This window comes from Paracoccus sigandri (genome assembly GCF_003709565.1).
GTDB lineage: Bacteria > Pseudomonadota > Alphaproteobacteria > Rhodobacterales > Rhodobacteraceae > Paracoccus > Paracoccus siganidrum.
Window position 1 is genome coordinate 1 of the sequence record NZ_QNRC01000017.1, and the last position, 26923, is coordinate 26923.

Consider the following 26923-nt stretch of genomic DNA (forward strand, 5'->3'; position numbering starts at 1 on the left):
GGCCGTTCGAGAGCGTCCGGTGGGAAAACGATCCGCCGGATCGTTTTCTGGACCACCTTCCACTTCTCGACCAAGATCCATCTCCGCGTCAACGGCGCTGGCCTCCCGATGAGAACCGAGATCACGCCGGGGCAGGATTCCGATTGCACCGGCTATGACCTGGTGATGGCCGACAACCTGCCGCAGCCCGCCGTTCTGGTCGCTGACAGGGGCTATGGCTTTGATAAAATTCGGGAAGACATCGAGAGCCGCAACGCCCTGCCGATGATCCCGATGCGCAAGAACCGGAAGGTTCGCAAGGTCGTCGACATGACCATCTACACGCTACGCAACATGGTCGAACGCGTTCGCCCGTTCTCTCGAACCGGTGGCGTTCACGGGCTCACTCGACAAGCTGAAGAACACCCGGCGGCTGGCAACCCGCCACGATAAAACCGCAGACAGTTTCCTCGGGTTCGTCGACCTCGCCTGCATCATGTCGAAATGGAAGAGAGAATGGCGCTGAAAGTAGGCGACACGCTGGTCCTGGCCTACCGCGGCACCGGAAGGCGGAAGGGGAGTGCGCCCTACCTCGCGTTGTGTTCAAGCACCTATGTAGCCCAGGATCAGGCGTGGAAGTTGATCTCGCACCAACAGACACCCGCTGCCTGACCTGCGCGGGATCATCTTGCCCTGTGCCGTGCGACCCGGCTCCGGCATGTCGGGCAACCCGCGATCGCTTGATGCCACACCGCTTTCCGCCAGAATCCGGTCGTCCAGCGGAAGATCGGTGAGCAGACGTTCCCCGAGGGCGGCGCGCCGTTCGCAGAAGGGCAGGACCGGAGACGCCGCCTTTGCCATGCCTTGCGGCTGCGGCCACATCATCCTCGCCCCTTCGGGGTGGTGTTGGTCCAGGTCCTGGCATGCTGGCAGCGGAAACCGACTCCCGCGATGGCGCCGTGCCGGTTCCTTGCGCCGCTGGGATTCCTGTTCGGGATCAACCACGTCAGAGCCCCTGTTCCACACCGTTCGACGGGGAGGCGGCTTGCTGGTCCGGCCGGCGCGGATAGGCGGGTGTTGGCGATGGGGCTGGCTTGGCGCCGGGGCAGGGATCGTCGGCCAGTCGCCGCTGACCCCGGTCCGCATGCCCCGTCATGTGGATTTGCCGGAGCGGGGCGCTTTCGGTTTCGCCGCCTTGGTCGTCCTGGCCGCGGTGGCGCGCTTGGCCTTGGCCGGTTTTTCGGTCGTTGCGCTTGACTGCCGGGTGGGCCGGGGACCGGGTGCGGGGCTTGGATCGGGCCGCTGGGGCGCCCGCTCTTCCCATGACCTGGCCTCCTTCTCCAGGGCCTTGCGCAGGCGTTTCTGCGCCTCGATTGCCGCGACCAGCCGTTTTTCGGTTTCGGCGCGCTGGCGTTCCAGCAGGTTCAGGCGGGCGTCGACGCGTTCGATCCTGGCGCGATACAGGTTGGCGGGGCGGGCCAGATCGGCTTCGCTCCGCTTCTCCTGGGCGGCCTCGCGGGCGGTCGCGGCCAGTTCCTTGGCGTGTTGCCGGATCAGGTCTGACAGGTCCATCTGGCTCTCCTTTCAGGTGTCCAGGTTGAAATTGGCGACGGGCATCGGCACAGTCGCGCCCTGGATGGGCGGCGCCTCGGCGACATTGCCGAGATAGGTCGAGGTGACGCCGTTCAGATTGACCGGGAAATACTGCCCGGCCAGCGACTTGATGTGGTTGCCGACGATCACCCCCCGATGGCCGCGCAAGCTTACGGTGGCGCGGCGGTCATCGGGCGGCGGCGAGAAGTGCAGGCAGTAGTTGTCGCTGAAGGTCACGCGCTCGAACCGGATGACCAGGTTGTCGGTCAGCCGCTGCTCCAGCAGTTCGACCAGCGCGGTCTGGCCGGTGCCGATGAAGCTGTTGCCCAGGATCTTGACCGGGAAGCCCAGGACAAGCCGCCGATCGCCGAAATTGACCGAGGCCTCCAGCAAGCCGCGCAGGCGCATCGCCCGGTCCTCGTTGGCCGCGTCGCGGGTCTGGCCGCCGCCATAGGTCACGAGGTTGCCCTGGACCAGGGCCTCCAGGATCAGGTCGCCCAGGATGCCGATGGCGGTGGCGGAGGAGGAGGAGCCGTTCCGGCCTTCGCCGGTATCCATCACCTCGTTGCCGGTGATCGTGGCCTCGCCCAGCACCAGGAAGGCGGCGATGCCCAGCCCCTGGTCCGCGGCCGAACCGCAGCGGATCACCCGGTTGCGGTCGATCAGGCTGCGCTCGGTCGTGGCCGCGATCAGCACCCCGCCTTGCCCGCAATCGCGCAGGCTGTTGCCGGTGATGGCCGGGGCCTCCATGCGCAGGGCGACGATGCCGAAGCCGCCGCCCTCGATGCGGTTGTCCCGCAGGCGGCAGCGATCGCCCTCGACGGCGCCGATGGCCGCGGCCGCGCCGAGGATGGTGTTGCCCGCGACATCCATGTCGTCGCAGCCGTTCAGGAAGATCCCGAGCGTCGTATTGCCCAGCTCGCCGCCATCGATGCGGTTGCCCGCGATCCGGCAATGCGCGGCGGCGATGCCGAAGATGCCCGATTGCGGGCCTTCGACGGTATTGCCGCCCACCGTCACGTCGTCGGTGCGGGCGGCGGCGGCGCCGTCGGGATTGGTCGCGCCCAGGACGATCCCGACCGCCGAAAGGCCGGGGGGCCGGGACTGGTAGCGGCAGTGATTGCCGCTGGCCACCGAATGCGCGCCCGCGATCCGGATGCCGACGCGCGGTGCGCTGCCATAGGTGACGGCATTGCCGCTGACGGTGGCGTACTCGGGCGCCATGTCGATGCCGAAGACCAGCGACGGCGGGGCATTGCCCGGCGGCAGGTCGGCCAGTTCGATCACGCAGCCGGTGACCCGCGAATTCGTGGCCAGCGATGCCGGCGGGGCGCTCGGGTCGTCGTTCACGACCACCCCGGCCAGCGCGCCCCTGATGGTGCAGTCCCGCACGGTGATCGGGCCGGTGGCATCCGCCATGCCGATGCCGATCAGCGCGGGCTGGCCGCGCGCATTGGCCAGCGCCATCACGCAATCGCCGACCACGATATCGCCGCTGTTCTCGTCCGCCACCACCCCCGCCAGCGCCCGCGAGATGCGGCAATTCGCGACCGTCACGTCATTGGCATTGCTGATGCGGATGGCGGTGCCGATCCCCACCTGCAGCGCGCTGAAGTCGCAATCGCTGACCGTGACATCCTCGACCCCGTCCATGCCCAGCAGGCGGTTGTTCGCGCCCTCGGCCCCCTCGCCGACAAAAGCGAGGGTGTGGATGCGGATGCGCGAGACGGGATCGGCCAGCGTGCCCGCCAGTTGCAGCGCGGGCTCGTTCGGCGGGGCGCGCAGGGTCACGCCCCTGGCTTCACCATGCAGGGTGACGTCGGAGCGCGCCAGGACCAGCGTGCGCGGCAGGACATGCTCGCCCGGCTTCAGGCAGATGCAGCCGCCGGCCAGAGGCAGGCCATCGATGGCCTGCTGGATATCCTCGCCGGGCTGGATGACGAAGGTGCAGCAGCAGACCTCGTCCGGGTCGATCGGATCGCGGCAATCCTCGACGGGCTCGGCAAAGCCGCCCGCGCCGCCCTCCAGCACCGCGAGCCGGGCATAATGGTGATGCGTGCCATGCGGCGGCGCATCGGCCAGCATGTCGATGGTGCCCGTGGCGGCGCGGGCGCGGAAGATCCAGTGATCGCCCACGCGCACCCGCTGCGGACCGGGGGCAAAGCCGATCCCGACCGCGATCCCGGCCTCCAGTTCGACGAATTCGCCGGGGGGCGGGGCGGGAAAGACGCCCGGCCCCGCGGCATCGGTCAGATCCGCCAGCACCGCCCCGCCCGAGGCGCGGACCACGCCGCCCTGGTCCCAGCGGATGATGCGCAGGTTCAGGTCGGGCGTCGGCACGCCATCGGCATCGACCGGGAACGTCCCCGCCGGAATGGCGCCGTCGAAGGTCAGCACGTTCGTCGCCGGATCGGCGGTGGCGACCATGCGCATCAGGCCGGGCTGGCCCGCGAATTCCAGCCGGTCGTCGATCAGCTCGATCCAGTCGCCGGGAACGAAGCGATGCACGTCGTCGCGCGCGACTTGCGCCACGGTGATCCGGGTGGCGCTGTCGATGCTGACGACCCGCGTGGCGACCGAAGCGTTGACCCGCGACCATTTCAGCAGCGCCCGGCCATCGGCGGCCAGGCCGTGCGTTTCCACGCGATAGGTGCGGTTCTCGGTCGTGCGCAGCTGCTGGCCCGGCGGGATCTCGCAGGGGTTGTCGGGGTCGCTGACCGGCACCAGAAAACTGCTGAGCCGTATCGAGGAGGGCGCGATCAAGCCGGCCCAGTCGGCGATCTCGTCATCCGGCGTGGCGCAGGTCACGCCGTCGGCCACGGGCAGGCTGCGGACCTGCCAGACCGTCTGGCTGCGCCCGGCCGTATCGACGCCAAGCGCGGGCTCGACCAGCGAGGGATCCTTCAGGTGGTTCACCTCGCGCCGCCAGACGTCCAGATAGACCAGGTGATCGCCCGCCGCGGGATCGGGCGGGGCCGTGCCCGGCAGATAGGGCTGCTGGTCGAAGGGCACGGCGGTCGAGGACCGCAGCTCGGCATGGGCCGCGTCGAAGCCGACCGTGCCGCCCTGCGCTGCCGTCAGCCCGTGGTTTTCGGCCAGAAGCCCGTCCACATACATCCGGCCCACGCCGATCAGCACCTCTCCGCCACCGCCAAGCGTGATGCGGAAGCTTTCGGGCAGGCCCGCCGGATAGCCCGCGCGCCCGATCATGTCCATCGTCTGGACCCGCCAGCGCCGGTCGCGGGCCTCGGCGGCCGCGTTCTGTTCGGAATCCAGCGTCAGCTTGCCCTGCGCGATCAGAAGATCGCCGTGATTGTCGCGGGGATCGAAGGTCTTGCCTGAAATATCCATGGTCATTGCCTGGGCCCTCCAATCCGGTCAGGTCTGGAACATGATGCCGGCCTCGAGGCCGACGGGCAGGTATTCGTCCATGCGCAGGCGCAGGTTGGCCAGGCGCTGGGGTGCGAAAAGCTTGTGATACGCGCCCATCTCGCCCTCGTCGTCGGCGCCGGTGGCGATGCCCGGAAAGCCGCCGCGCGACAGTTGCAGATAGGCGGGCCGGCCATAGCGGCGGTCGGTGAACAGCGGCTGCGCCCAGGCCCTTTGGGCGGCGGGCGCAAGCTCGGGCAGGCAGCGATGGCGGCGCGGCGTGCGGGCATCGGGCGGGGTGACGCTGAAGCGGATGCAGCCGATCTGCCGCCGGACGGCGCGGACGGAGGCGCTCCAGCCATCGGCGGGGGCAAGCCGCGCATCCAGGATGCAGTTCGAGACCAGCGGCATGGACTGCGCATGGATCTTGCCGATCAGCGTGCAATCGACGGCCTGCAGGGGACCGCCCGCCGCCTCGTCGTCGGGCGCGGCGAAGGCCACGCCGGTCGGCGTGCCCGCATCGACGATGCTGTCCTGCAATGAGACCTCGCTGTCGGGCACGCAGCGGATCGGGCCCAGGATCGAGGCGCGGATCTCGACCGCGACATTCGGGGCCTCGACGATCAGCGAGGGCGCGCCGGGCGAGGCCGGGCTGCCGTCATGGTTCAGCGACAGCCCCGGCACCAGCGTCACATGCGACAGGATCAGCCGCCTTATCCCCGACGCGGCGCTTACGCGGAGGGCGCCGCCGGCGATCAGCAGCCCGTCCAGCACGACCTCGGCCCCGTCGCCGCCGGCGATGGCCAGGTCCCCGGCCATGAGGATCGTCGGGCGCTGTTCATTGGCCGCGCGCAGGCCCAGCCGGGCATCGGCGGCGGGGTCCAGCGCGGGCGTCAGGGGGAAGATGCCGCTGTCGGCGATCTCGACCACGCCGCCGCCCGCGACGCCGTCGATCAGCGGTTGCAGGTCATCGCCGTGCCGTGCCGGGACGAGGGGTTGCAGTCCCGCGTCCATGTCGGCGGCGCGGTCATAGCTGCCGCCGCCGATGGGGAAGGGCGTGCCGTAGTGATAGCTGACCGTCACCGATGTCGGCGCGGGGGCGGTCGAGGGAAAGGCGATGCGCCCGCGCTCGGGGTCGATATCCACGCCCGAGGGCGGGTCATGCGCCCAGGTCCCGCCCTCGTCGGCCAGATAGCTGGCGCGGACCTGGTCTTCCGGCACCGGCACGCCATCGACCACCACCCGCAGGTCGCGCGGATAATAGGCGGCGCGGTGGTCGCGCAGCGCCAGGATGCCGATGCGGTCGGGCATGTCCAGCGGGCCGGCAAGATGGGTGATGTCCGGCTCGGTCCGTCCGGCCGAGAACAGCGGCTGGTCGGCGCCGAGCGGGCTGAAGAACCAGCGATGCCCGTCCAGCCGGAAGGCGGGCGCATCGCGCACCGGCAGGGCGGCCAGCCGCCACAGGTGGATGCCGATGTTGCGGACATTGTGCCGCCCTTCGCCCGGCTGGATGCGGCCCAGGGCCAGCGTCCGGGCGCTGGCGTCGAAGGCGCCGTCCAGCGGGCGCAGCGGGTCGGGGCGGCCGGGCGAAGGGGTGCCGGTCGACCGGGCGCGGACATGGTTCATGTTCTGCGTCCAGATCAGCCGCTGGAAATATTCGACCGCATGGGCGGGCCAGCCGGTCACGTCGCGGGCCAGCGCCTCCAGCGCGGTGACGGTGCCCTTGCGCTTGCGCCGGGCGATCTCGCCCGCGACCAGCGCGCGGGGATTGGCGATCCGGGCCGTCACCCCGTGGATCGGGCGAAAGCCGATCAGGTCGCCGATATAGGCGGTCAGCCAGGGGGCGCAGGTCTCGATGAACTGGTCGTCATAGAGGCGGCGAATGTCCTCTTCCAGGATGGCGGATTGCAGGCCCAGGATCTGGATCAGCTGGCGCAGCGCGCCATCGGATTCGCCGTCGCGCAACCGCATGATGGCGGGCAGCCGGTCGTAGAGCTGGGGGGCGGAAAACAGCGTCATGGCATCACCGTGATCTGGTCGAGGGGGCCCGGATGCAGGGTCAGAAGCTCGGCCCCGACGGCCTCGCCCGCGCCCAGCATCCGCATCGGCTCGGCATGGAGGCCGGGCAGGTTGGCCTCGGGCAAGGGCGTGCCGTCGGGGGCGGTGCTGCGGTGCAGCCGGGTCATGTCCACGGCGATCACGCCCGGCACCCGATGGATTTCCGCCACCACTTCCGACATCCACACGGTCTGCGAGAACCGCCTTGCGGCAAAGCCGAAGCTCTCGCGCAGCCGCGCCGTCACCGCCGCCAGCACCTGCTCGGGCAGATGCGCCGGATCCAGCTTCAGCGCCGCGCCCAGGCGGAAGGCCGCGGGCCGGAAGCTGGAGATCAGCACCCGCCGATAGGGATCGGAATGGGCGGCGATGGCCGCGGCCAGCCCCTCGTGCAGCGCGCTGCCGGGCGGCACCTGCTCGCCGTCCTCGCCCGCCACGGTCAGATGCACGAATTGCCGCACGCCGTCGGCCAGCAGGCGCGCCTCGGCCTTGGCGATGCCGGCGAAACCCTGTGCCAGGTCCTGGTAGTCGATGGCCGAGACGGCCCGGTCCAGCGTCCGCACGGTCAGGGGCGCATTGCCGCGGATCTCCTCGACCCCCTCGGGATCGGCGCCGCCGGACGAGGCCAACGGGTTCACCGCCGAGGACAGGCCAAGCGGGCGGCTCATCAGGATGTTCAGCGCACCCGCGCCGACCCGGCCTTGCAGTCCCAGCCCCTTGCGGAACCGGGCGCGGATGTTCTGGCTGCCGCTTGGCGGGCGCGCGCCGGTCAGCCCGTCGCCGAAGCGGATCGCCGTCCTGCCCGCCGGGTCGATGCTGGTGGTATAGACGTGGTCCTTGGGCCCGGATTCCAGCAGATGCGGCACCTCGGACCAGAGGATGTCGTTCACCCGCAGCTCCAGCGTGGGCGCGGCGCCCGAGGCGCTGGCATCGGTCACATGGGTTTGCGGCGCCTGCGTCAGATCCAGGGTCAGGAAGGGCGCGGCCGCATCGCCGCCGCCCAGCATCTCGGCCACGGTCTCGCCATGGCTGGCGGGGGCGACATTGGCGTTGATGCGGACCGAGGCACGGTCGAACCCGCCGGGCAGGGCGGGGGTGAAGCGGATCGACGTGCCGCCCCCCAGGTGGAAGTCGTGGACCACCTCGTCCAGCGTGGCGATCAGCGTGGTCGTCGCCTGCCCGTCCCCCAGGCGCCGCCCGCCGATGGCGATGCGCTGGCCCGCCTGCAACCCCGGCGCATAGCCCTGCAGGGGCATCGGCGCGGCCGATCCGCCGCTCAGCGACAATTCCAGCGGGGGCCGCGCCAGGAACAGGGTTTCCGCCGCGAAATAGGCCGTGGTCCCCCGGATCGATAGCGAGCCGAACCCCGAGGCCGAATCCAGCCGCAGCATCGTGGCCTTGCCCGAGACCGAAAACCGCGAGATCGAGGTCTCGGCCACGCTCTCCGCCACGCCCGAGACCCAGTTGTCGCCGTCGCGCAGCACGACATGGCCGCCCTGTGCCAGCAGGGGCTGCGCGCCCTCCAGATAGGTGGTGGCGTTGCTGTCGCCGTCCAGCACGGTCAGCATGCCGTCGGCCCAATTCGCCGACTGGCCCGCGAAGGGGCCGGTGATGACGCCGTTGACCACGACGACGCCGTCATGGACCTCGTAATTCGGGACCGATCCGGTCAGGGCGATGGGCAGCGTGTCGAAGGGCGGCGCGGCATGGCCGAAGATCGGGGCATGGGCGCGGAACAGCGTGACGAAGGGCCGGGGCGGCGGGGCGCTGGCGAAGGTGGCAAGGATCTGGTCGCCGTCATGGCCGGCCGCCATGGTTTCGGCGGCGAAATCGTCCGCGTCCATGATTCGGTCCAGATAGGCGCCGGCCGGGGCGGGCGGAGTGGCAAAGCCCATGAACAGCGGCATCGTCCCTTCATGGATCGGGCCCGCCGGCAGCAGGCGGATCCCGAGCCGGGTGAAATCGCGCGCCTCGGGGTCGGCCAGCCGGTCGCCCGCCAGCCGCTCGATCTGCGTGACCAGGCCGAAGAACGACCCGCCCGCCCCGCGCCAATGGACCGCGTCGCCCGGCAGCGCCGACAGCGCATGGCCCTCGATCCACAGCTGGCTGGTGGTGCCGTCCAGCAGATGCGGCTGGTCCAGGCGCGGGCGCAGGGCGTTCCAGGCCGGGCGGGCCTCGATGGTGCGGGTGGTCTCGTAGATGACGGCGGGCTTGTCCTGGGTCGGCGTCGACTGGACCTTCAGCCCCGCCGCCAGCGTCGCGCGGGATGGCGCGCCCGCGGCGGCGTCCATGGTGAAGGCGATATCGGCCACCGCCGCCACGCCCGGCGCCGGGCGATAGCCGATCAGCCGCGCCAGCTGATGGGCCGAGTCCGGTTCCTGCGCCGTGCGCAGCAGGTTTTCGCCAAGCAGGCGCTCGTTGTAGAAGGTCAGGATGTCGCCCGCGACCGCCCAGGCGTCGATCAGCGCGATGGTCGGGTCTTGCGGATCGCGCGTGCTGAGCCCGGCCAGCACGCCCGCCTCGGCCGAACCCAGCCGCGCCAGCATCGTGTCGCGAAAGCTCTGCCAATCGCCCGAGCGATAGCCGATTTCGGGCAGAAGCGGCGCGTTCTCGGGCAGGACGGGGGCGCGGGCGGCGGTCCCCTCGCAGCAGCCGCAGGTGCATCGGGTGCCGCAGGTCATGTCACAGCCCTCCGAAAAGCGTCAGGGCCAGTTGGCCGTGTTCGGGGAAATTCGGGTCGTTGTCCAACTGGGCGATTTCCAGCCGTTCGAAATCCAGCCGCTCGGCTTCGAGCCCGCCGATGCCGGGATCGCCCAGGCGGCGGAAGGTGGTGGCGCGGACGCTGGCCACGCCGGGCACGGCCTGCACGGCGGCGATGATCGGGCTGAGCCAGACCGTCTCGCCGAAGCTGTAGCGGTCGGGATCGAAGAAGCCGGGCGCGCGGTCCGGGCCGATGGGACCGGCCAGCGCGGCCAGGACGGCGCGGCGGATATCGGCGCGGAAATGGCCCGGCGCGACGCAGACCTGCAACGCGATGTCCAGCGGCACGACGATCGGCGGGTGGATGTTCAGGTCGTATCCCGCCATGCGGAACAGGTCCAGATGCGCGGCCAGCCGCCGGGACAGGTCCGTATCGACCGGCCCGCCGCCAAGGCGGTCGGCGGCGACGAAGATCGTGTGCCAGCTGCCGGTATGGACCCAGGTCGCGGCGGCGCGCTGGATTTCGGGCAGGCGGCGGCTGATATCGGCATGGTCCTGCCGCGTCACCGCGCGTTCCTGCCTGCGAAAGGCATGGGGCGCGCGGGCGCGGACCTGCGCCATGGTCTCGGGGTCGATGCCGCCGGTCGAGGGCAGGGGGTTGCGCAGCCCGGTGATCTGCGCCAGCGGCAAGGCGATGTGGCGCAGCCGGTCGGCGCCGATGGCCCCCGCGCGTCCCGATCCGAGGCGATAGGTGGCGCTGAAGCCCGTGCCCGGCTCGGGGCGGTGGCCGTTGATGTCGTCGCCGAAGCGCAGCCGCGCGGTGCCGTCGCTTTCGGTCTCGACCACGAATTCGTCGGCAAAGGGGCCGCTGCCCAGAAGGTCGCGCACCGCCGTCCAGTCCGCGCCGCCCGGCTGGCTGGTCAGGCCGATCTGCGGCAGGGCGCGGGCCGGATCCTGGATCAGCGACAGGCTTGCCGGAAGGCCGGGATCCAGCGGCTGGGCATGGGTCAGCCCCGCCTGCGCCAGCACCGGCTGATAGCGCGGCGGGGCAAAGGCGGGCGCCCGACGCTCGCACCCGCCGCTGCAGCCGTGATCGGCGGCGGCCAGCCGGAACGAGGGCGCGGGGACCGTGCCCAGATCCTCGGCCGCGATGGTCCGGCCGTGATCGGCCAGCACGATATTGCCGCGTGCGATCGAGACCACCGGCAGGAAGGCCGCGCCGAATTCCGGGTCCGTCTCGGCCGAGAGGCAGAGCGGAAAGGGCAGCGCATCCGCCGCGTCCCACTCGATTTCCGTGATCTGCGTGCCCGTCACCGGATCGGCCAATGGCGCGGCGCCGTCGAAGGCGGTCACGCGGGTCAGGCGCACGGGCGCGCGGTTCGCCGGATCGGCATCGGCGGGGCGGCCGGTGCGGGGGCCGATGATTTCCTCGAGGACCAGCACCTCGCCCGCGCGCAGATCGGGGAAATGCCCGGCCAGCGTGGCCTGCGTGGCGCCCCTGGGCAGGCAGCAGCGCCGGTCGCCGTAGCTGTGGAAGGCCATTTCGTCATGCGCGGCATAGAGGTCGCGCAGGTCGTGCATCGTCTCGTAGACGGCGGCGGCAGGGGCCAGCCGCTCGGCGGTGTTGGCGACGGTCACGCCCGCCTGGGGCAGCAGGGTCGCAAGCGGCGTGCCGCGCGGGATCGCCGGCGGATCGCCCGCCAGCGGCACCACATCGGCGCTGACCGCGACATGGACATGGGTGCGGGCATTGCAGCCCTCGCCGATGGCATAATCGACCAGCCGCACCAGCCGCCGCAGCGAGATGCGCGACTGGCAGCGGTCGATGGCGCCCTCGTTGAAGGCGGCGTCCTGCGCCCATGACAGCTGGTCGGCGGCATGGGCCAGAAGCTCCAGCACCGTCATCATCGGGTCGGCGGGGTTGCGTTCGCTCCAGCCCGGCGCCAGCAGCCCCATCCGGTCGCGCATCACCGCCAGAAGGCTGGGGAAATCCTTGGCCAGATAGTCGATCTCGGGCGGCGCTTCGGGCTTTTCCGCGCAATCGCAGGCGGGCTTGCAGTCGAAGGGCGAGGGGCATTCGGCCTTGAAGCCGAACTCTGCCGCCGCCAGCATGGGATCGAACCCGGCGGGCGGGTCTTCGTCCAGCGCGCTGCGGCGCAGGCGCAGCCGATAGGGCGAGAAATCGCCCGCGCGATCCAGTTCCACCATCACGATATTCGTCTGTGGACCAAGCCCCATGGTGACGGTATCGACGCGGATGTCGCGGATGCGCTCGCCGCCCTCGATGCGGATCTGGTCGCGGCTCAGGACCAATGCGCCGGGATCGTTCAGCAGATGCACATGCAGGATCCGCTGGCGCATCGCGGGCGAGGGGGCGTCGCGATCCACGACCTCGACGAAGTCGATGCCGTTCAGGGCGCTGCCCCGCACCGCCGCCCGCCGGAACTGATCGCAGCAGAAATAGATCATGGCGCGGCCCGCCTGAATTCGTCCACGACCGGCTCGCCCGTCTCGATGATGGCATAGGCCAGCCGCACGGTCACGGTGCCGTCCTGGCTGGTGACGGCCAGGTCCTGGACCTCGATCACGTCGCGCAGATGTTCTTGCAGCGCCGATTGCGCCAGGACGCGCAGGGCGGCGGCGGCCTCGGGGCCGGCCGGGGCAAAGAGGCTGGCCAGCAGGTTCGCGCCGAAATCGGGGCGCATCACCCGCTCGCCCGGGGCGGTGAACAGGATCAGCTCGATCATGTCGCGGATATGGGCGGCGCGGCTTGTCTCGGCGGTGCGGCCGCGGGCGTCGATGCGATAGGGGAAGGCGATGTCGGGCATGGCGGTCACATCCCCGTCACGCGGGTCTGGGCGGCGATCGGCAGGATCGGCGTGCCGGTGGGGGCGCAGCTGCCCTGGCTGTCCAGCAACAGGACCGGCATTCCCATCGACGCAACCCGCGTCGCCGCGGTCGTGAAGCTGCCGGTGACGCATGGCCCGTTGCCCGAGGGCGGCGGAGGCAGGGCGCAGCCCGCGATGACCCACGGCCCCGGCGCCAGCGCGACGGGCTGGCCCGACAGGGTGACGCGGGGGCTGGTCAGCGTGGGCGTCGCGCGGCCCGCATGGGCGCACATGACGGTGGCGTTCAGATGCAGCAGCGGCCCCGGCATCACGTCACCACCAGCGCGCCGGCATTGACGGTCACGCTTGGTCCGACCAGCGTGATCTGCGCGCCCTTGCCGTTGTCGATATAGATCCCGGTATCGTTCACCGCGATGGTGGCGCCCGTCGCGCTTTGCAGCACCACGCCGCCCATGCCCATCGGACCAAGCGCGTCCGAGATGACGACGCCGTTCTTGCCCGGCGTCTGCATGGTCACGGCCGGCAGGGGCTGCCTGGCGGTGTTGGACAGCAGCGGCAGTTCCGCCGCCGTGCCCCAGAAGCCGCCGACCCAGACCGGATAGTCCTTGTCGCCCTGCTCGAATTCCACCCAGACCCCCGCGCCGGGCAGAGGCAGCGCCAGGAAGCCCGCATTGACGCCGGTATAGGGCAGGCAGGGCATGGCCCAATGGGCGATGGCGGGGCCGAAGACATCGGGGACGAAAACCCTGATCTTGCCCAGGAATTCCGGGTCGGCATTGCTTTCCACCGTGCCCCGGTACTTGCCGTAATATCTGCCCTGTTCCGGCATCACGCCACCACCCTTTCGCTTGCCGCCATCAGCCCGTCGCGGCTGAGCACGAAATCCTGCGTGAAGCTGCCCGGCTGCATGACCGATGTGGTCTGTTCGACATACCAGCGCCCGTTGAAGGCCGCGCCCGCGCCGCGCAGCCCGACCGTTCGCCGGGCCTTCAGCACCCGCCCATAGGTTCGCACGTCCAGCCTGCCCTTCGCCCGTGCCGGATCGGCCAGCCTGGTGGCCATGCCGATGCCGACCAGCGCCGCCTCGACGGGGCTGTATTTCGCGGTCTCGTTGATCGGCGTCAGGTTCTTGGGGATCGCCGGGATGCGCGCCAGCGGATCGAGGATCGACATGATGTCCGGCACCGGGATCGGCAGGATCGCCTTGGTTTCCTGGTTCTGGATCATGACCAGCGGCAGCGTCGCCTTTTCGCTGTCATAGGAAAAGCTGAGGCTCTCGACATTGCGCCGTGCGCGGAAATCCAGCGACAGGGCGGGCTGGTCGGGGCCGAGGCGGATCTTCGGCCCCCAATAGGCCCGCGTCACCCCCACCGCATCCGTGGTGTCGATGTAGAAGACATAGCCCGAGCGGTCGGCCAGCTTGCGGACATAGCCCAGGTCCTTGCCGTCATGGGACGGGATGCGCCGGATCGGCAGCGGCACGTCGATCAGCGGGCTGGGGATCACGTTCGGAACGATCCCCAGAACCGCGTATTTCGCAAGGATCAGCGTCACGCGCGCGAAATCGGGCATGGCCGGATAGGGGATGAAGGAAAAGTCGATGTAATCCATCACCCGCGTCAGGTCCTCGCCCGTCACGGTCAGCATGGATTTGCCGGGCGTGCGGGCCTCGCGCACCTCCTGGTGGGTCACGACGCCGTCGATCAGGATGTCGCGCCTGCCGTTGACCCGGACGGCGATGACCGTCCTGACCAGCGGCAGCGCCGCGCCGCCCGCCAGCAGGAAGATCGTGTTCAGCGGCGACTGGTTCGACAGCTCGAAGGTGATCTGGAAGGCGTCGGGGCCGCTGGCCGAGTTGATGACCGTGACCGATTGCACGGCCTCGATCACCTGGCGCGAGGCCTTGAGGGGCGCCGCCGGCCCGATCCACAGTTCAAGCTGCACGTCGCGGATCATGCGCCGTCCCCCTCGCTGATGGCGATGCGCAGGCGGCGGCCGGGGATCTGCGTCAACTCGTCGGGAATGCCGCGCGTATTGGCGTCGGCGATGCGCCAGCCCAGCAACGGATCGCCGAACCAGGCCGCCGCCAGCTTGTCGCAGCGGTCCAGCGGCTGGACGGGATGCATGGCCAGCAGCGTCATCGCCGCCGGGTCGGGCAGCAGGCGCGGCACCAGATGGGTGACGACGCGGCCATCGGGCAGGGCGCGGCTGCGCGCCGCCAGCCCGTGATAGCGTGAATTCGGCGGATAGCGCGTCTGCGCCTCGGGCGGGGCGGCAAGCAGGGCGGCAAGCATGTCGGAATGCGGGCTCATCAGATGGCCTTTGGCGCTGGGGTTGCGGTGGTGGCGGGGCGGAACCGGGCGGCCAGCCGTTCCTGGCCCGCAAGGGCAGCCAGATAGACGCCGCCGCCCTTGCTGCCGACGCCCAGGTCGTCGCTGCTGAGCACCTCGACCGACAGGGTCAGCCGGGCGCGCAGCGGGTTCAGGTTCTGGTCGAACAACTCCTCCTCGATGGAGAGGTCGCGCAGGCGCACGGCGGAAACGCGATCGGCGTTCCAGACCAGCAGCGTCAGCGCGGGCGGCGCGGGCAGCAGTTCAAGCGCCCCCTGGTCGGCCAGCCGGTCGGCGGCCAGCAGCGCGTCCAGGCGCGGCGCGATCAGCAGTTCCAGCGCCGCCAGCCGGGGGCCGAGCCCATGCTCGACCTCGACCGCGCCGCCCTGGTCCAGCGCGTCGGTGGCGTCCATGATCGCCTCGAAGGACAGGCTTTCGCGCGGCGGGCCGGACAGGCGGACCAGCTGCATCGGGTCGCCCTCGGGGTCGATGTCGCGGGCGGTGATCTTGTGCGACAGGCGCTCGGGGTTGAACTGGAAGGGGATGACCTGCCGGACGCTGCCGCTTTCGGGATCGACCACGGCGAAGGCGGCTTTCAACAGGCGGGGGGCGTTCGAAAGCGTCATTTCTCGGCCCCCTCCTGCTGCACCGGGCGCTGGCTGCCGCCGCCGCCGCGCTGGCCGGGCTGGGATTTCTGGTGATAGCGGCCCTTCTCGCCGGTCAGGCGCACGCGCAGGTCGGCGCGTTCGAAGAAAGCCTCGAAGACATTCCTGTCGGTGCCGGTGAATTCGGCGTTCGACTCGTGCCGACGGTCGATCTGCGTCGTCGTGTCCGAACTGCTCGTGCCCGCCGTCGTTTCGTCGACCCTGGTCGTCTCGTCGATCCTGGTCTGGCCCTTGCTGGCCGATTTCGACACATCGACGCTGCGCGAGCCCGAGGCCGACTGCTCCACGCCCGCGCTCTGCTCGACCTCGACGCTGTCGGTCTTTTGCGTGCCCTTGACCGTGCCGCTGCCCTTGGTCGTGTTGGTGCCGGTGGTGGTCTGGGTGCCGCTGGTGGTGACGTCGCCGGTGGTCTTGGTCTTGGTGTCGATCTTCTGCACCTCGGTCCATTTCGCCGTGACCTCGCCCGAGAGGCTGCCCTTGACCTTGCCCTTGTTCTTCAGGTCGACCGAGACGGTCCAGTCGGGCGGGTCGCCGACCAGCTTGTCGATGATCCACTGGATACCGTCCGCGGCCGGGCCGCTGCCCGGACCCAGATAGCGCTTCACCACCTTCTCGATGATCTTGCGCTGGATCGGCTTGGTCAGTTCGTGAAGCTTGCGGCTCCAGCTGTCGCTGCCCTTCGCCACCTCGGCGCCGCCCTTGATCGCCGTGTTCACATCGGCATCGAAGGTGATGTCGCTCAGGTCGATGGTCATGTCGCCGGTGGTCGTGTTGGTGCCGGTGGTCTTGCCGGTCAGGTCGTAGCTGTCCTTGGTATCGACCTGGGTCTTTTCATCGACCGTGGTCGTCTCGTCCGTCGTCGTCTTCAGGTCGACATCGGTATCCGCCGCGCCCTGCCGCACCGCCGCGCCTTTCTTCACCGTGACCGAGCCGCCCTGCGTGGCGCCCTTGGTCACGCCGACGGTGCCGCTGGTCGAATCGTGCTGGCCGGTGGTCCTGTTCGTGCCGGTGGTGTTCGAGACCGACTTACCCTCGGTATGCGCCTGGTCGGTGCCCTTGGTGGTGCCGGTTTCACGGGTGTTGCCGGTCTTGTCCACCCGCGACTGGCGTTCGGAATAGACCAGGTCCAGCAGCACCTCGACGGTGTCGAACTCGTGGCTGATGATGGGATAGTCGGTCCTGGCCTGCTGCATGCCGGCGGCCTGGGGGATGACCTTTTCGCCCTCGATCCGGCCGGGCAGGGCGTTGATGAAGACCTCGCCCGGCGCGTTGCGGGGATGGCCTATATTGCTGGCGACCTGTTGCAGGGGCTGGGTCACGCTGACGTCGCTGGCGACCGAGGTCGAGCTGCCGTCCATGGTCTGGAACTCCAGCGCCTCGATCCAGATGCCCTGCTTGCCCGGCATGGCGTTGGGCGCGCCGGAAATGGTCGAGTTGATCTTCCAGTCCAGTGGCACGGCGGGCAGCGGATCGGTGGCCCGGATCGTGCCCAGAAGCGCCATGAAATCGCGGTATTCCTTGCCGTCGAGCTTGTCCTGCAACCGCTTGGAGCCGACCAGTTCCACGATCTCGATCAGGTCGGGGGGCAAGGCGTCCTGCAGGATCTGGATGATGGCCTCCTCATCGGCCTCGGTGACCACGCCGTCCAGCATTTCCTCGATCAGCAGGTGGCGGACGCGGATGGGCTGGTCCTTGTGCAGGCCGTTGCGCACCACGGCGCGGGCCTTGTTGTCGCTGTCCATGTTGCCCTCGATGCTGCCGGTATCGGCGCCGGGCAGGCCCGAGGGGTTCTTGCCGCTGAGCCGATACAGGTAATCCTGCAATTCCGGTTCTTCGAAGGTGCCGCCCCCGAAGAACCGGGCGATCTTCTGGAAGAAACCGACCCCCCGGCGCAGGGTCCGGTCGTCGCCGCCGCTTGCCACATGCGCCAGTTCATGCGTCAGCAGCGCCGCGCCCTGGCGGCTGCCGGGTTGCCAGCGGTCCGCCCCGAAGACGATATGTGACCCCAGCGCAAAGGCATCCGCGCCGACCGACTGCGCGCCCTGCGCCGCCTGCGGACCGTCATGGATGCGCACCCGCGAAAAGTCGCGGCCGAAGCCCTGTTCCATCCGCCCCCGCAGCGGCTGCGGCAGGGGGTGTCCCGTCCCTTGCGCCGCGCGCAGCGCCGCTTGCGGCGCGGCCCCGCCGCCGAAGCGATCCGTGGCCGGCGACACGCCCGACGCATATCCCAGCCCCATCCGGTCCGAGGCCCGCGCGGCCTCCTGATCGGCGCGGGCCTCCTGCGGCGCCTTCGCCTCTCCGACCGAGACCGGCGGCATCATGGTGGTGGCGCGGCTCATGCGTCGCCCTCCCCGCCGGGCAGGGGCAGTTGCGCCGCCTGCCGAAGCGCGGGCCGCGCGGCGGCGGGCCAGTCGGGGCCGCTGCCGTGATGGTGCGCCGCCAGCGACCGTGTCAGGGCATCGGCTAGTTCGGCGGGCAGCAAGGCGGTCGGCCCGGCGGCGTGCCGGTCCAGCCGCAGGTGGTCTATGCGCAGCCTGACGATGCGTTTCATCTCTGGCCCCCGTCCTTGCGCCCCGACCGGGGGCGGCCCAGCTTGGCCAGTTCCCGATCCGCCGCCGCCAGCAGGTCGTCCATGCCGATGGCATCCGCCTCGCGCCCCGCCGCGCCGAAGGCGGCGCCAAGCGCGATGTTGCGGATCTCGCCGCCCGAGACGGCGATCTGCGCCAGCCGCCCGGCATCCAGGCCAAGGACCGGCGCGGCGGCGGGATGGCTGCGGGTCCAGATGTCGCGCCGCAGCTCGGCATCGGGAAAGGGGAACTGCACGATCACCGCGATGCGGCGCAGGAACGCGTCGTCCAGCGCCTGCTGCTGGTTCGTCGTCAGGATCACCAGCCCGTCATGGGCCTCGATCCGTTGCAGCAGGAAACTGATCTCCATATTGGCGTGCCGGTCGCGGCTGTCGCGCACCTCGCCGCGCTTGCCGAACAGCGCGTCGGCCTCGTCGAACAGCAGCACCGCCCCGCCCTGGGCCGCCGCGTCGAAGATACGGTCGAGGTTCTTTTCCGTCTCGCCCAGCCATTTGCTGACGACCTGGCCCAGGTCCACATGCAAGAGGTCCAGATCCAGCGCCGCCGCCACCGCCTCGCTGGCCAGCGTCTTGCCGGTGCCGCTGGGGCCGGTGAACAGCGCCACCGTGCCGTTGCCCCGCCCCGAGGCGCGGGCATAGCCCCAGTCATGCAGCACGCGCGGCTGCCGGCGCACCCGTTCGGCCAGCGCCTGCAACGCCGCCCGCTGCGCCGGGCGCAGCGCCAGGTCGTCCCATTCGGTCAGCGGCCGGCGCCGCGCGGCCAGCCCGTCCAGCGGCACCCGGCAGCGCAGGCGGGCCATGTCGCGCATCTGGCCGGTTCCGTCGCAGGCCGCGCCGATCTCGGCGATGGCCAGGGCATCCAGCGCGAAATCATTGGCCAGCCGGTCCAGCCCCTCGGGGGCGGCATCGGGCGCCGCCGCGCGCCAGAGTTCCCGGCGGGCGGCGAAATCGGTCGGTGGCAGGGCGAGGGTCCGGGCAGGGCGATCCAGCCCGTGCCAGGCCTCTGTTCCCGTCAGGACGAAGGCGGCGTCAAGCGCCAGCGCCAGCCGCCGGGCGGGCTCGGATCCGGCGTCGAGGACGGGGATCATGCCGGTCAGCACGGATTCCCGCTCGATCAGCCGGGCCAGTTGCAGCAGGGCGGCGGGGTCCGCCGGGATCGCGTCAAGGCGCCAGAGGCTGCGGCCAGCCCCGGCGCAGCGCAACACCGCATCACGATCGCCGGTCCGGGGGCCGATCAGCTGCACGGGTTGCCGGCCCAGAAGCTGGGCCAGTTCGGCGGCCACCGCCCGCTGCGCGGCGGATAGCGGCTGCGGGGCGCCCAGCCTGCGGCCCCAGGGCTCCAGCACGCTGTCGGCGCTGCCCGCGCCCATCAGCGCATGCAGCAGGCGCGGTTCCAGCATCAGGGGGGCGTCGGCCATCAGGGGCGCATGGCCCGCGCGCAGCAATTGCCAGCGCAGCAGGGGGCGGTCGGGGGTCAGGGCGCTCCAATGCGGGGCGGTCAGCGTGGTGAAGGCCAGCCCGAAGCTGGGACGCGGATCGCCGCCCGGCTGGCGGTTGCGCACGGCCTCGGCCGTGGCGGGGTCGATCTCGACGGCCAGCGCAAGGACCAGCAATTCGGTCTCGAAGGGCGAGAGGGCAAAGCGCGCGGCCAGCGTTTCCAGCAGCGGCGGCAGGTCCAGGGACGAGACGGCGGGGGGCGGATCGGCGCTCGGAGGCATCCGGGTCGCCGGGGTTTCCAGCCGGCAGCGCAGGGCGGCGCAGAGGCGGCGCAGCCCCGCCGCATGGGCGGCATGGACATCTGCCAGCGGGGCGTTCATGCGGGCACCGTCAGGGCTTGGGCCGGGTCGAACTCCGGCGGGCGCGGTGCGAAATCGGGGGCGATGGGCGGCAGGTCGCGCAGGATCGACCAGCTGTCGACCCCGTCCACCCGCAGCGACGCCGGATAGCTGCCGGCGGGCAGGTCGTCGAAGACGAAGCGCACCGCGGCCGAGGGCGTCGCGGCCAGAGGCTGCGCGGGCGCGCTGGCCGAGCCGAGGGTCAGGGCGATTTCCTGCCCCTCGTGCAGGTCGGGGCGCACCTGCAGGTCGACGGTCACGCGGTTGCCGGCGCGCTGGACCGTGGCGCCGGCGAAATCGGCGATCGGGGCGATCATCACCGGCCAGACATTGGTGTCGCGCGGGGCGGGCTCGCCCGCGCGCTGCACCCGCAGGCTCAGCAGCGCCGGGCCAGAGGCAAGCGCGGCGGCGTTGGCGGGCGTGTCGGCGATCGAGAAGGCGGCCAGCGCCGCGGTCCCGCCCGCATCGGGGGGCAGGGGCACCGCGTCGGGCAGGCGGGCATGGCGAAGCTGGCCCAGCACCGTCACCCCGTCGAGGTGCCGCCCCTCGACGACGAAGCTTTCGCCCAGGCGGATGCTGGGCTGGCGCGCGGGCGGGATCAGCCGGGTGATCGCGGGCAGGGGCGGCTGCATCGCGGGCGTGACCGCCGCGCCGCGATTGTCCGCGCCGATCCGCAGGACCGGGCGGGCGATGCGGCTGAGCAAGGGGCTTTCGATCAGCACCACGGTCACGCGATAGGCCGTGGTCGGGCGATACTGGGTCAGCATGGCCGACCAGATGCGGGTCATCTCCTCGGTCGAAAGGTGGTCGGTGGTGATCTTCACCTGCTCGATCTGGTCGGCCAGGCCGGAACGGTCCAGCGCCTCCAGCGCGGGGGGAAAGCCGCCGGTCACGGGCGGGGCGGGCGACAGCGCGCGGGTGATCTGGGCGCGGCTGAGGATCGGGTTTTCATGCAGGGCCCGCATCGCGAAGCCCAGCAGGATCTCCGCATGAAGGTCGTCATAGCCGAATGCGGTCAACAGGTAGTGCAGGTCCAGCGCCAGCAGCGGCGCCCGCACGCGCTCTCCGCGTCCGTCGCGTTGCGGCAGGTCGTGGTTGGCCCATCCGATATTCGGCGTGACCCGGTGCAGGAACAGGTTCAGCGAGGGCGTCGATTCCGTCACCACCGCCTGCAACCGATCCGGCGGCAGGGCGCGGATCGACACGGCGGCGCCGACGGCGGCGGCCACGTCGTGATCGACCACGCCGTCGTTCAGCAGGTCGCGCAGCACCTGTGTCACCCCGGCAATGGCCAATGCGCTGCTCATCCCATCCCCCTGCGGCGGTCGAGGTAGTCGGCCAGCGTCAGATGCGGGCCGGGGCGGGCATGGCGGCTGGCCGTCGCGGGCCGAGGCTGTGGGGGCTGGGGGGAAACCAGGTCGATGCGGCCGATTTCAAGATGGATCTCGATGGAGTCGGGCTGCGGTGCCGCCGGCGGGTCTTGCGGGGCCGGCGGGGGCCGGTCGAGGCGGGGTGCCGGCCGGCCCTGGGGCGGCGCGGGCCGGGGGGCCGCCGGTTCGGGTAGGGATGTAAGCCTTGGGCGGCTGTCGGGCGCGGACTGTTGTCTCTTCGGGTCCGGCCGGGCGGCTGCCGGTGCGATGCGGGGCGGCGGATCGAAGGACTCCATTGCGGGCGGACGGGGCGGCCGCCTGTCCGGGGGCCGGGCTTCCGCCGGGACGGGTGTCTTGGCCATCGCGGATTCCGGGGGAATGAAAGGCGCAGCTTCGGCGGGCAATCGCGCGGCGGGACTGGCGGGCGCCGTCCGAGCCGTGGCGGGAACCGCCTGGGGAACGGGTTCGGGCCTCGGGGGCCGCGCGGGCTGCCGCCGCGCGGCGGGCGGGGGAACGGGTGTCGTCGCTTCCTCGGGGGCGGGGTCGTCCTCGGGGGGCGGGCCATAGGCCGGATGATCCAGTTCCCGCGCCAGCGCCGAGGCGTTCCTTGGCACCGGCAGGTGGCCCGTGGCGCGGGCGATCAGGCGGTCGAGGAATGTCATTGCCCCCCCGCCATCAGGATATATTCGCGCCGCCTTGCCGCCGGGATCGACAGGACCTGCGCCTCGGTCCAGCCATAGGCAGAGGCCAGGCGATGCACCTCGCGCAGCAGGCGGCGGGCCAGCCGGCTCAGGTCGTCCCACAGGCTGGCGGCGATGTCGAAGCCAAGCACCTGCGCGGCGGCGCAGGCCGGGCAACGGGTGGCCAGCTGGATATCGGCATGGGGATCGGCCAGCGCCAGGGCCTGCGCCCCTGCCTCGATCTCGGCGGCGTCCAGGGGGCGGGGCAGGGGCGTCGATGCGCAGCGGGCCAGCAGCGCCTGGGCCCGCGACGGGGCGGGCAGCGCCAGCACCGCCAGCAGGTCGCGGGTGGCGGGCGGGCGCAGCGATATGCGATCCGGGCCGATCCGCAGCAGGGCCGGGGGGGGCGCGCCGTCATCCTCCTCGACAAGCCGGGGCAGGTCCAGCGACAGATCGAAGACCTGGCCGCAATCGGGGCAATCCGCCTGCAACGCGACTTGCGGACCGAACAGTTGCGCACGCAACAGCATCAGCGCGCGGTCGCGCTGGCCGATCGACATTCTGTCGGCGGGCGGATCGGCAGGCAGCCCGGCCAGTTGCCGCAACCCGTCCAGCAGCACCGCCGGCCGTGCCGCCATCGGCGCCGCCCCCGTCCGGTCCCACAGATCCAGCAGCCGCCGGTCCCCGCCCCCTGTCATCGCGCCCGCCGACATGGCCGTCACCCGGCCGGGACGTCGAACGAGGGCTCGGCGGGTTCGGGCGTATCGAGGTCGATCTCCCAGCCCTCGTTTTCCAGCTTGATGGACTGGATCGCCGTGCCCGAGCCCGAGGCATCCAGGTCGGGCAGGGCGCGGAACTCGCTTACCCAGGCGCGATAGATCTTGTAGGACAGGGCCAGTTGCCCGGCCTCGTTGAACAGGTTCAGGATGATGTCCTTGCGGAAATCCTTCAGCGAGCTTTCCGCCCCCGGCCCGGCGCCGAAATTCCAGACCTTGTTCGCCCATCGCAGGAAGGTGGTGTCATGGGTGACGCCGCGTTCAAGCGTGATGGGGGCAAAGGTGGTCTGTCCGGGCATCTTGCGCGGGCTGGCGGGATCGCCGCCCTCTCGGAACTCGATCACGCTGGTGGTGCGGCTCAGCGCCGAGACCTTGGACAGTCCCGCGACGGCCTGCCCGTCGATGGAGACCTGGAAACGGAAATCCTTGTAGGGGTCGAAGCGGGTGGCGTTGACGGTGAAACGAGGCATGGCTTTTCCCTCAGTTCGCGGCTTGCAGGTTCATCAGTTGCAGGCTCAGCACCACGAATTCGGCGGGTTTCAGCGGAGCGAAGCCGACCAGCACGTTGACGATGCCCAGATCTATGTCGGATTGCGGATTGGTCTCGGCGTCGCATTTGACGAAGAACGCATCGCGCGGACTTGCCCCCTGGAACGCGCCCTGCCGGAACAGGCGCGACATGAAGGCATTGGCCGCAAGCCTGATCTCGGCCCAGAGCGGTTCGTCATTCGGGGCGAAGACCGCGAATTGCAGCCCGCGCATCAGCGATGCCTCGATGTTCAGCGCGGTGCGCCGGACCGGGACATAGCGCCAGTCGGGCGACAGCATGTCGGCCCCCACCAGCGTCCGCGCGCCCCAGCTGACCGTGCCGATATTGTCGAAGATGCGGATCGCGTTCAGCCCCAGGGGGTTCAGCAGGCCGTTTTCCGGGTCGGTCATGCGGTAATCGACGCCCTGGACGCCGCGCAGATTGGCGATGATGCCGGCGGGTGCGCGGAAGACCCCGAAATCGCCGTCGGTGCGGGCGTAGAGCCCCGCCATGGCGCCGCTTGGGCCGATGCTGCGCGGGCGGTTGTCGTTCAGCGGATCGGCGATGCGCAGGCGCGGGAAATAGGCGGCGGCGTTGCGATGCCGCATCCCGGCCGTGGCGATGTCGTCCAGCCAGCCCGCCGCATCGTCGGGCGTGTCCACATCGGGGGCCGGGTCGATCAGCAGGAAGGCGAAGCGTTCCTCGCAATAGGGGATCGCCGCCGACATGACCTGGTTCAGGTTGGTCACCTGCCCCGGCCCGTCCAGCAGCGAGGCCTCCGGGATGCAGAGGATATTGAACAGATCCGCCGTCTCCAGCGCGAAGACGCCGCTGCGGGCGGCGCGGCTGCCGGCCAGCGCCGCGGCCGTCGCGCCCGTATCGTCGACGCCCGCCACCGCGGCGCCGCGAAAGGCCAGGGCGGCATTCGGGCTGCCCAGGCGGTATTGCTGCACGTTTTCGGTGACAGCGCCGCCCGCCAGCCCCAGGTTGGCGGCCAGGTCTCCGGTGTCGTCGGCAAAGCTGACCACGGCCTCGGGATCGTAGTCGGTGCCGTTGCGGCCCAGAAGCACGCGCAGCCGGCCATCCATCAATTGCACCGCCGCCTGGGCCCACATCGGCTCGGTCGGGCGGGCGGCGCGGATCAGGCCCTCCAGCAGCGCCCGGGCGTCGGGCAGGCTGGCGGGCATGTCCGCCCCCGCGATCTCCAGCGTCTCGGTCACTGCCGCGCCGCCGATGGTCACGGTCATGTCGATGGCGCTGTCGCCCGCCGTCGCGGCCGAGGGGTCGGCCCCGGCATCCGCCAGCGTCCCGGTGACGGCCGGGCGGTCGGTCGAGCCGCCCTGCGTCAGCTGGATCAGCACCGAGCCGTCATTCACCACCGGCGGCGCATGGCTGGTCAGGGTTTCGTCCATCGACAGGTTGCGGAACGTCTCGCTGCGGACGACCAGAGCGCGGCCGGCATCCTCGCGGATCTCGGTCACCGTCAGGTTGAACTGCGTCGCCGGATCGGCGGCGGCATAATCCACGTCCAGCCGCAGGTTGTTGCCCCAAAGTCCGGGATTGTCGGCCGAGGCTTCGCCGATCTGCTGGCCGGCCGTGGCGACCAGCGCAACGCCTGCGGCATCGTCCAGCATCTCGACGCTGGCGGCCACGCCGCCGGGCGCGACCCGAACGATCAACGCCTGCCCGCCGCCATTCTGGAAGAACTGGGTGACGCCATAGGTGGTTTCGCGCTGCCGGTCGAGGCCGCCGAAATTCCGCTCGAAATCGCCGGGATTGAAAACCCGGACCGGCACATTGACCGGTCCGCGGACAAAACAACCCACGAATGCGGTGATCGAGGTAGGCAAGCCGGCGATCGTGCGGGCGCCGCTGGGCAATTCCTGCAGATATACGCCGGGATAAGTCGGATTTACGGGCATTTTTCCCTCGCCGTGAAATTGCCGTTCAGTTCCGAAGGTATGAGCGGGTGCAGACAGATGGTCATAATCGTGCCGCAGGCGACAGGAGATGTTACCTGCGCCTCGTGTCGGGATGGTTTCTGGCTTCGCTGTGGATTTAAATACACCCCGAAAGGAATGATGTTTGGAAATATATCCAATTCGGGTGTGATCGTTTAAATCATGAGAATTTTATCATTTTCTATTGATTCGTCAAGAAATAGTAAAAGCGCAGCGGTTGATCTGCGGATTTTAATCCTGTCAGTGAATGATTCTCGGGTATTGGCACGAAATGCGATCCGCGGCCGACCTCGGAATGATGCGGCTTGGTTGCCGGCCTTCCGGCCAGATCGTGGGTGGAAGGCGCCCGTTGCTGGCACGGATGACATCGCGGATGACGGCAAGCGGCCTGCGGCAGAATCCGTTGCAGATCAGGTCAGTCGGGAGAACCAGCGGCCTTTCTCGGGTGATGTTTCGAGAAATGATGTGACGCGCGTGGTCTTCCTCGGTCCGCTCCATCAGGCCCCGCCATGAAGGCCATCCAGGTCGGCACGTCCTCCCCGGCGGTATTCATGAGCGCGGCCGGTTTCGGGGACCTGTTCCGCACCTGATCGGCAATCAGGCGCTGCCGAGGCTTTTTCACGCCAACTCCGATTTCGAAAGCCCCGACAAGCAAGGATAATTCCACTCGCGCAAAATGCTTCGATCGGTCCATGGCAATTGAACATGATCCCGCCAATCGCAGACCGTGAACGGCCGAGACCGGCACTCCGTTTCAACCGGAATGGTGGGAGGCAGCCTGGGCGAAACCCGTCTCACAATCGGGGTCGCCGCCAATGCTGTGCAGCTAGCGGCGTTCCGTGGGTGGTGACTGGAAGTAGACGATCATCCTGAGATGGCGATATTCGTCCACGACCAGCATTTCATGGGTGAAATCCTGCCGGGCACCGGCCAGGTCGAGGACGGCGCCGACGCCGCGGGCGTAGCTGTCCATGCCGGGCTGCTCGAACCAGCGCCGAAAATCGGGCGAGACCGCCTTCAGGTCATCGACCAGCCCCAGCATGCCCGGATCGTCCGGCGCCGCCGCCAGATCGCAGCGGAACTGCGCCACCAGTTTCGGCGCATCCTCATGCCATGCCGGCAGGCGGTGGCGCATGCCGGGATCCGCGAAGACCATCCGCAGGATGTTGCGATCGCCCTGCTGTCGGCCGGAGAGGCCGAACAGATCGTCGGCGCCCCGGTTCCACGCAACCGCGTCCCAGCGCAGGTTGAGCACATAGGCGGGACGCGCCACCAGATCGTCCAGCAATTGCTGGATCAGCGGGCCAACCGAGGGCGATTGGCCGGCCTCGGCCGGCGGCGGACGACGGTGCGCCAGAAGGAAGAGGTGGCAGCATTCGGCATCGTCCAGCCGCAGGGCTTTCGACACCCGCAGCAGGAAGCTTTCCGAGACCTGGATGTCGCGGCCCTGTTCGAACCATGTGTACCAGGTGAGGCCGACACCCGCCAGCTGGGCGACCTCCTCGCGCCGCAGCCCCGGCGTCCGGCGGCCGCCGGTGGTCGGCAGGCCGACATCGGCCGGCCGCAGCTTCGCCCTGTGCCGCATCAGGAAATCGGAAAGCTCGCCTCGGGTGCGTTCAAGGGTCCTGCCTGACATGCTGTTGCC

20 protein-coding genes and 1 pseudogene are annotated in these 26923 nt (G+C 70.1%); 1 reads left to right on the plus strand and 20 read right to left on the minus strand.

The window, feature by feature from the left end:
* Window positions 1–63: 63 nt before the first annotated feature.
* A pseudogene (locus C9E82_RS15225) lies at window positions 64–505 on the plus strand (transposase); the annotation flags it as partial.
* Between the two features lie 77 nt (window positions 506–582).
* On the opposite strand, the gene C9E82_RS24110 reads toward C9E82_RS15225, so the two are convergent.
* The 20 genes from C9E82_RS24110 to C9E82_RS15320 all read right to left on the minus strand — a co-directional run bounded on the left by C9E82_RS24110 (window position 583) and on the right by C9E82_RS15320 (window position 26914).
* On the minus strand, window positions 583–864 hold the full coding sequence (locus tag C9E82_RS24110) for a hypothetical protein (RefSeq protein ID WP_147393106.1): 282 nt from the start codon (window positions 862–864) through the stop codon (window positions 583–585).
* Between the two features lie 267 nt (window positions 865–1131).
* On the minus strand, window positions 1132–1551 hold the full coding sequence (locus tag C9E82_RS15230; protein WP_119898906.1) for a hypothetical protein: 420 nt from the start codon (window positions 1549–1551) through the stop codon (window positions 1132–1134).
* Window positions 1552–1563: 12 nt separating this feature from the next.
* Complete coding sequence (locus C9E82_RS15235) at window positions 1564–4929, minus strand: DUF6519 domain-containing protein (protein ID WP_119898907.1); 3366 nt, start codon at window positions 4927–4929, stop codon at window positions 1564–1566.
* A gap of 21 nt (window positions 4930–4950) precedes the next feature.
* On the minus strand, window positions 4951–6960 hold the full coding sequence (locus C9E82_RS15240; protein ID WP_119898908.1) for a hypothetical protein: 2010 nt from the start codon (window positions 6958–6960) through the stop codon (window positions 4951–4953).
* Window positions 6957–9677: a putative baseplate assembly protein gene (locus C9E82_RS15245; RefSeq protein WP_119898909.1), complete on the minus strand. Its 2721-nt coding sequence runs from the start codon at window positions 9675–9677 to the stop codon at window positions 6957–6959. The genes C9E82_RS15240 and C9E82_RS15245 overlap by 4 nt, the downstream gene beginning before the upstream one ends.
* 1 nt (window position 9678) lies before the next feature.
* Complete coding sequence (locus C9E82_RS15250) at window positions 9679–12165, minus strand: putative baseplate assembly protein (protein ID WP_119898910.1); 2487 nt, start codon at window positions 12163–12165, stop codon at window positions 9679–9681.
* A complete protein-coding gene (locus tag C9E82_RS15255) occupies window positions 12162–12524 on the minus strand; it encodes a GPW/gp25 family protein (protein WP_119898911.1) in 363 nt (120 codons plus the stop codon). Before C9E82_RS15255 ends, C9E82_RS15250 begins: the two co-directional genes overlap by 4 nt.
* 5 nt (window positions 12525–12529) lie before the next feature.
* Window positions 12530–12853: a hypothetical protein gene (locus tag C9E82_RS15260; protein ID WP_119898919.1), complete on the minus strand. Its 324-nt coding sequence runs from the start codon at window positions 12851–12853 to the stop codon at window positions 12530–12532.
* Window positions 12853–13374, minus strand: a complete 522-nt coding sequence (locus tag C9E82_RS15265) for a phage baseplate assembly protein V (protein WP_119898921.1) — start codon at window positions 13372–13374, stop codon at window positions 12853–12855. Before C9E82_RS15265 ends, C9E82_RS15260 begins: the two co-directional genes overlap by 1 nt.
* Window positions 13374–14501, minus strand: coding sequence for a hypothetical protein (locus tag C9E82_RS15270; RefSeq protein WP_205962192.1), 1128 nt, complete (start codon window positions 14499–14501; stop codon window positions 13374–13376). Before C9E82_RS15270 ends, C9E82_RS15265 begins: the two co-directional genes overlap by 1 nt.
* Window positions 14498–14857, minus strand: a complete 360-nt coding sequence (locus tag C9E82_RS15275; RefSeq protein WP_205962193.1) for a hypothetical protein — start codon at window positions 14855–14857, stop codon at window positions 14498–14500. Before C9E82_RS15275 ends, C9E82_RS15270 begins: the two co-directional genes overlap by 4 nt.
* Window positions 14857–15501, minus strand: coding sequence for a hypothetical protein (locus tag C9E82_RS15280; protein ID WP_119898923.1), 645 nt, complete (start codon window positions 15499–15501; stop codon window positions 14857–14859). The genes C9E82_RS15275 and C9E82_RS15280 overlap by 1 nt, the downstream gene beginning before the upstream one ends.
* Entirely contained in the window at window positions 15498–17879 is a 2382-nt protein-coding gene (locus C9E82_RS15285; RefSeq protein ID WP_170162109.1) for an eCIS core domain-containing protein, read from the minus strand. Before C9E82_RS15285 ends, C9E82_RS15280 begins: the two co-directional genes overlap by 4 nt.
* Window positions 17876–18091, minus strand: a complete 216-nt coding sequence (locus tag C9E82_RS24535) for a hypothetical protein (RefSeq protein WP_170162110.1) — start codon at window positions 18089–18091, stop codon at window positions 17876–17878. The genes C9E82_RS15285 and C9E82_RS24535 overlap by 4 nt, the downstream gene beginning before the upstream one ends.
* Window positions 18088–19944: an ATP-binding protein gene (locus tag C9E82_RS15290; protein WP_122449317.1), complete on the minus strand. Its 1857-nt coding sequence runs from the start codon at window positions 19942–19944 to the stop codon at window positions 18088–18090. Before C9E82_RS15290 ends, C9E82_RS24535 begins: the two co-directional genes overlap by 4 nt.
* Entirely contained in the window at window positions 19941–21269 is a 1329-nt protein-coding gene (locus C9E82_RS15295) for a Pvc16 family protein (protein WP_119901235.1), read from the minus strand. The genes C9E82_RS15290 and C9E82_RS15295 overlap by 4 nt, the downstream gene beginning before the upstream one ends.
* A 721-nt stretch (window positions 21270–21990) precedes the next feature.
* A complete protein-coding gene (locus C9E82_RS15305) occupies window positions 21991–22710 on the minus strand; it encodes a hypothetical protein (RefSeq protein WP_147482370.1) in 720 nt (239 codons plus the stop codon).
* A 20-nt stretch (window positions 22711–22730) separates the two neighbouring features.
* Entirely contained in the window at window positions 22731–23258 is a 528-nt protein-coding gene (locus C9E82_RS15310) for a phage tail protein (protein WP_119896657.1), read from the minus strand.
* Window positions 23259–23268: 10 nt separating this feature from the next.
* On the minus strand, window positions 23269–25113 hold the full coding sequence (locus C9E82_RS15315; RefSeq protein WP_205962119.1) for a phage tail sheath family protein: 1845 nt from the start codon (window positions 25111–25113) through the stop codon (window positions 23269–23271).
* Window positions 25114–26104: 991 nt separating this feature from the next.
* A complete protein-coding gene (locus C9E82_RS15320; protein WP_119896655.1) occupies window positions 26105–26914 on the minus strand; it encodes a helix-turn-helix transcriptional regulator in 810 nt (269 codons plus the stop codon).
* Window positions 26915–26923: the final 9 nt, after the last annotated feature.

Coding starts and splice junctions, on each gene's coding strand:
- C9E82_RS15275 (WP_205962193.1), bottom strand. CDS start 14,857: ATGAGCCCGCATTCCGACATGCTTGCCGCCCTGCTTGCCGCCCCGCCC.
- C9E82_RS24535 (WP_170162110.1), bottom strand. CDS start 18,091: ATGAAACGCATCGTCAGGCTGCGCATAGACCACCTGCGGCTGGACCGG.
- C9E82_RS15255 (WP_119898911.1), bottom strand. CDS start 12,524: ATGCCCGACATCGCCTTCCCCTATCGCATCGACGCCCGCGGCCGCACC.
- C9E82_RS15290 (WP_122449317.1), bottom strand. CDS start 19,944: ATGAACGCCCCGCTGGCAGATGTCCATGCCGCCCATGCGGCGGGGCTG.
- C9E82_RS15260 (WP_119898919.1), bottom strand. CDS start 12,853: ATGCCGGGGCCGCTGCTGCATCTGAACGCCACCGTCATGTGCGCCCAT.
- C9E82_RS15295 (WP_119901235.1), bottom strand. CDS start 21,269: ATGAGCAGCGCATTGGCCATTGCCGGGGTGACACAGGTGCTGCGCGAC.
- C9E82_RS15245 (WP_119898909.1), bottom strand. CDS start 9,677: ATGACCTGCGGCACCCGATGCACCTGCGGCTGCTGCGAGGGGACCGCC.
- C9E82_RS15320 (WP_119896655.1), bottom strand. CDS start 26,914: ATGTCAGGCAGGACCCTTGAACGCACCCGAGGCGAGCTTTCCGATTTC.
- C9E82_RS15305 (WP_147482370.1), bottom strand. CDS start 22,710: ATGACAGGGGGCGGGGACCGGCGGCTGCTGGATCTGTGGGACCGGACG.
- C9E82_RS15285 (WP_170162109.1), bottom strand. CDS start 17,879: ATGAGCCGCGCCACCACCATGATGCCGCCGGTCTCGGTCGGAGAGGCG.
- C9E82_RS15265 (WP_119898921.1), bottom strand. CDS start 13,374: ATGCCGGAACAGGGCAGATATTACGGCAAGTACCGGGGCACGGTGGAA.
- C9E82_RS15270 (WP_205962192.1), bottom strand. CDS start 14,501: ATGATCCGCGACGTGCAGCTTGAACTGTGGATCGGGCCGGCGGCGCCC.
- C9E82_RS15280 (WP_119898923.1), bottom strand. CDS start 15,501: ATGACGCTTTCGAACGCCCCCCGCCTGTTGAAAGCCGCCTTCGCCGTG.
- C9E82_RS15240 (WP_119898908.1), bottom strand. CDS start 6,960: ATGACGCTGTTTTCCGCCCCCCAGCTCTACGACCGGCTGCCCGCCATC.
- C9E82_RS15310 (WP_119896657.1), bottom strand. CDS start 23,258: ATGCCTCGTTTCACCGTCAACGCCACCCGCTTCGACCCCTACAAGGAT.
- C9E82_RS24110 (WP_147393106.1), bottom strand. CDS start 864: ATGATGTGGCCGCAGCCGCAAGGCATGGCAAAGGCGGCGTCTCCGGTC.
- C9E82_RS15235 (WP_119898907.1), bottom strand. CDS start 4,929: ATGACCATGGATATTTCAGGCAAGACCTTCGATCCCCGCGACAATCAC.
- C9E82_RS15230 (WP_119898906.1), bottom strand. CDS start 1,551: ATGGACCTGTCAGACCTGATCCGGCAACACGCCAAGGAACTGGCCGCG.
- C9E82_RS15250 (WP_119898910.1), bottom strand. CDS start 12,165: ATGATCTATTTCTGCTGCGATCAGTTCCGGCGGGCGGCGGTGCGGGGC.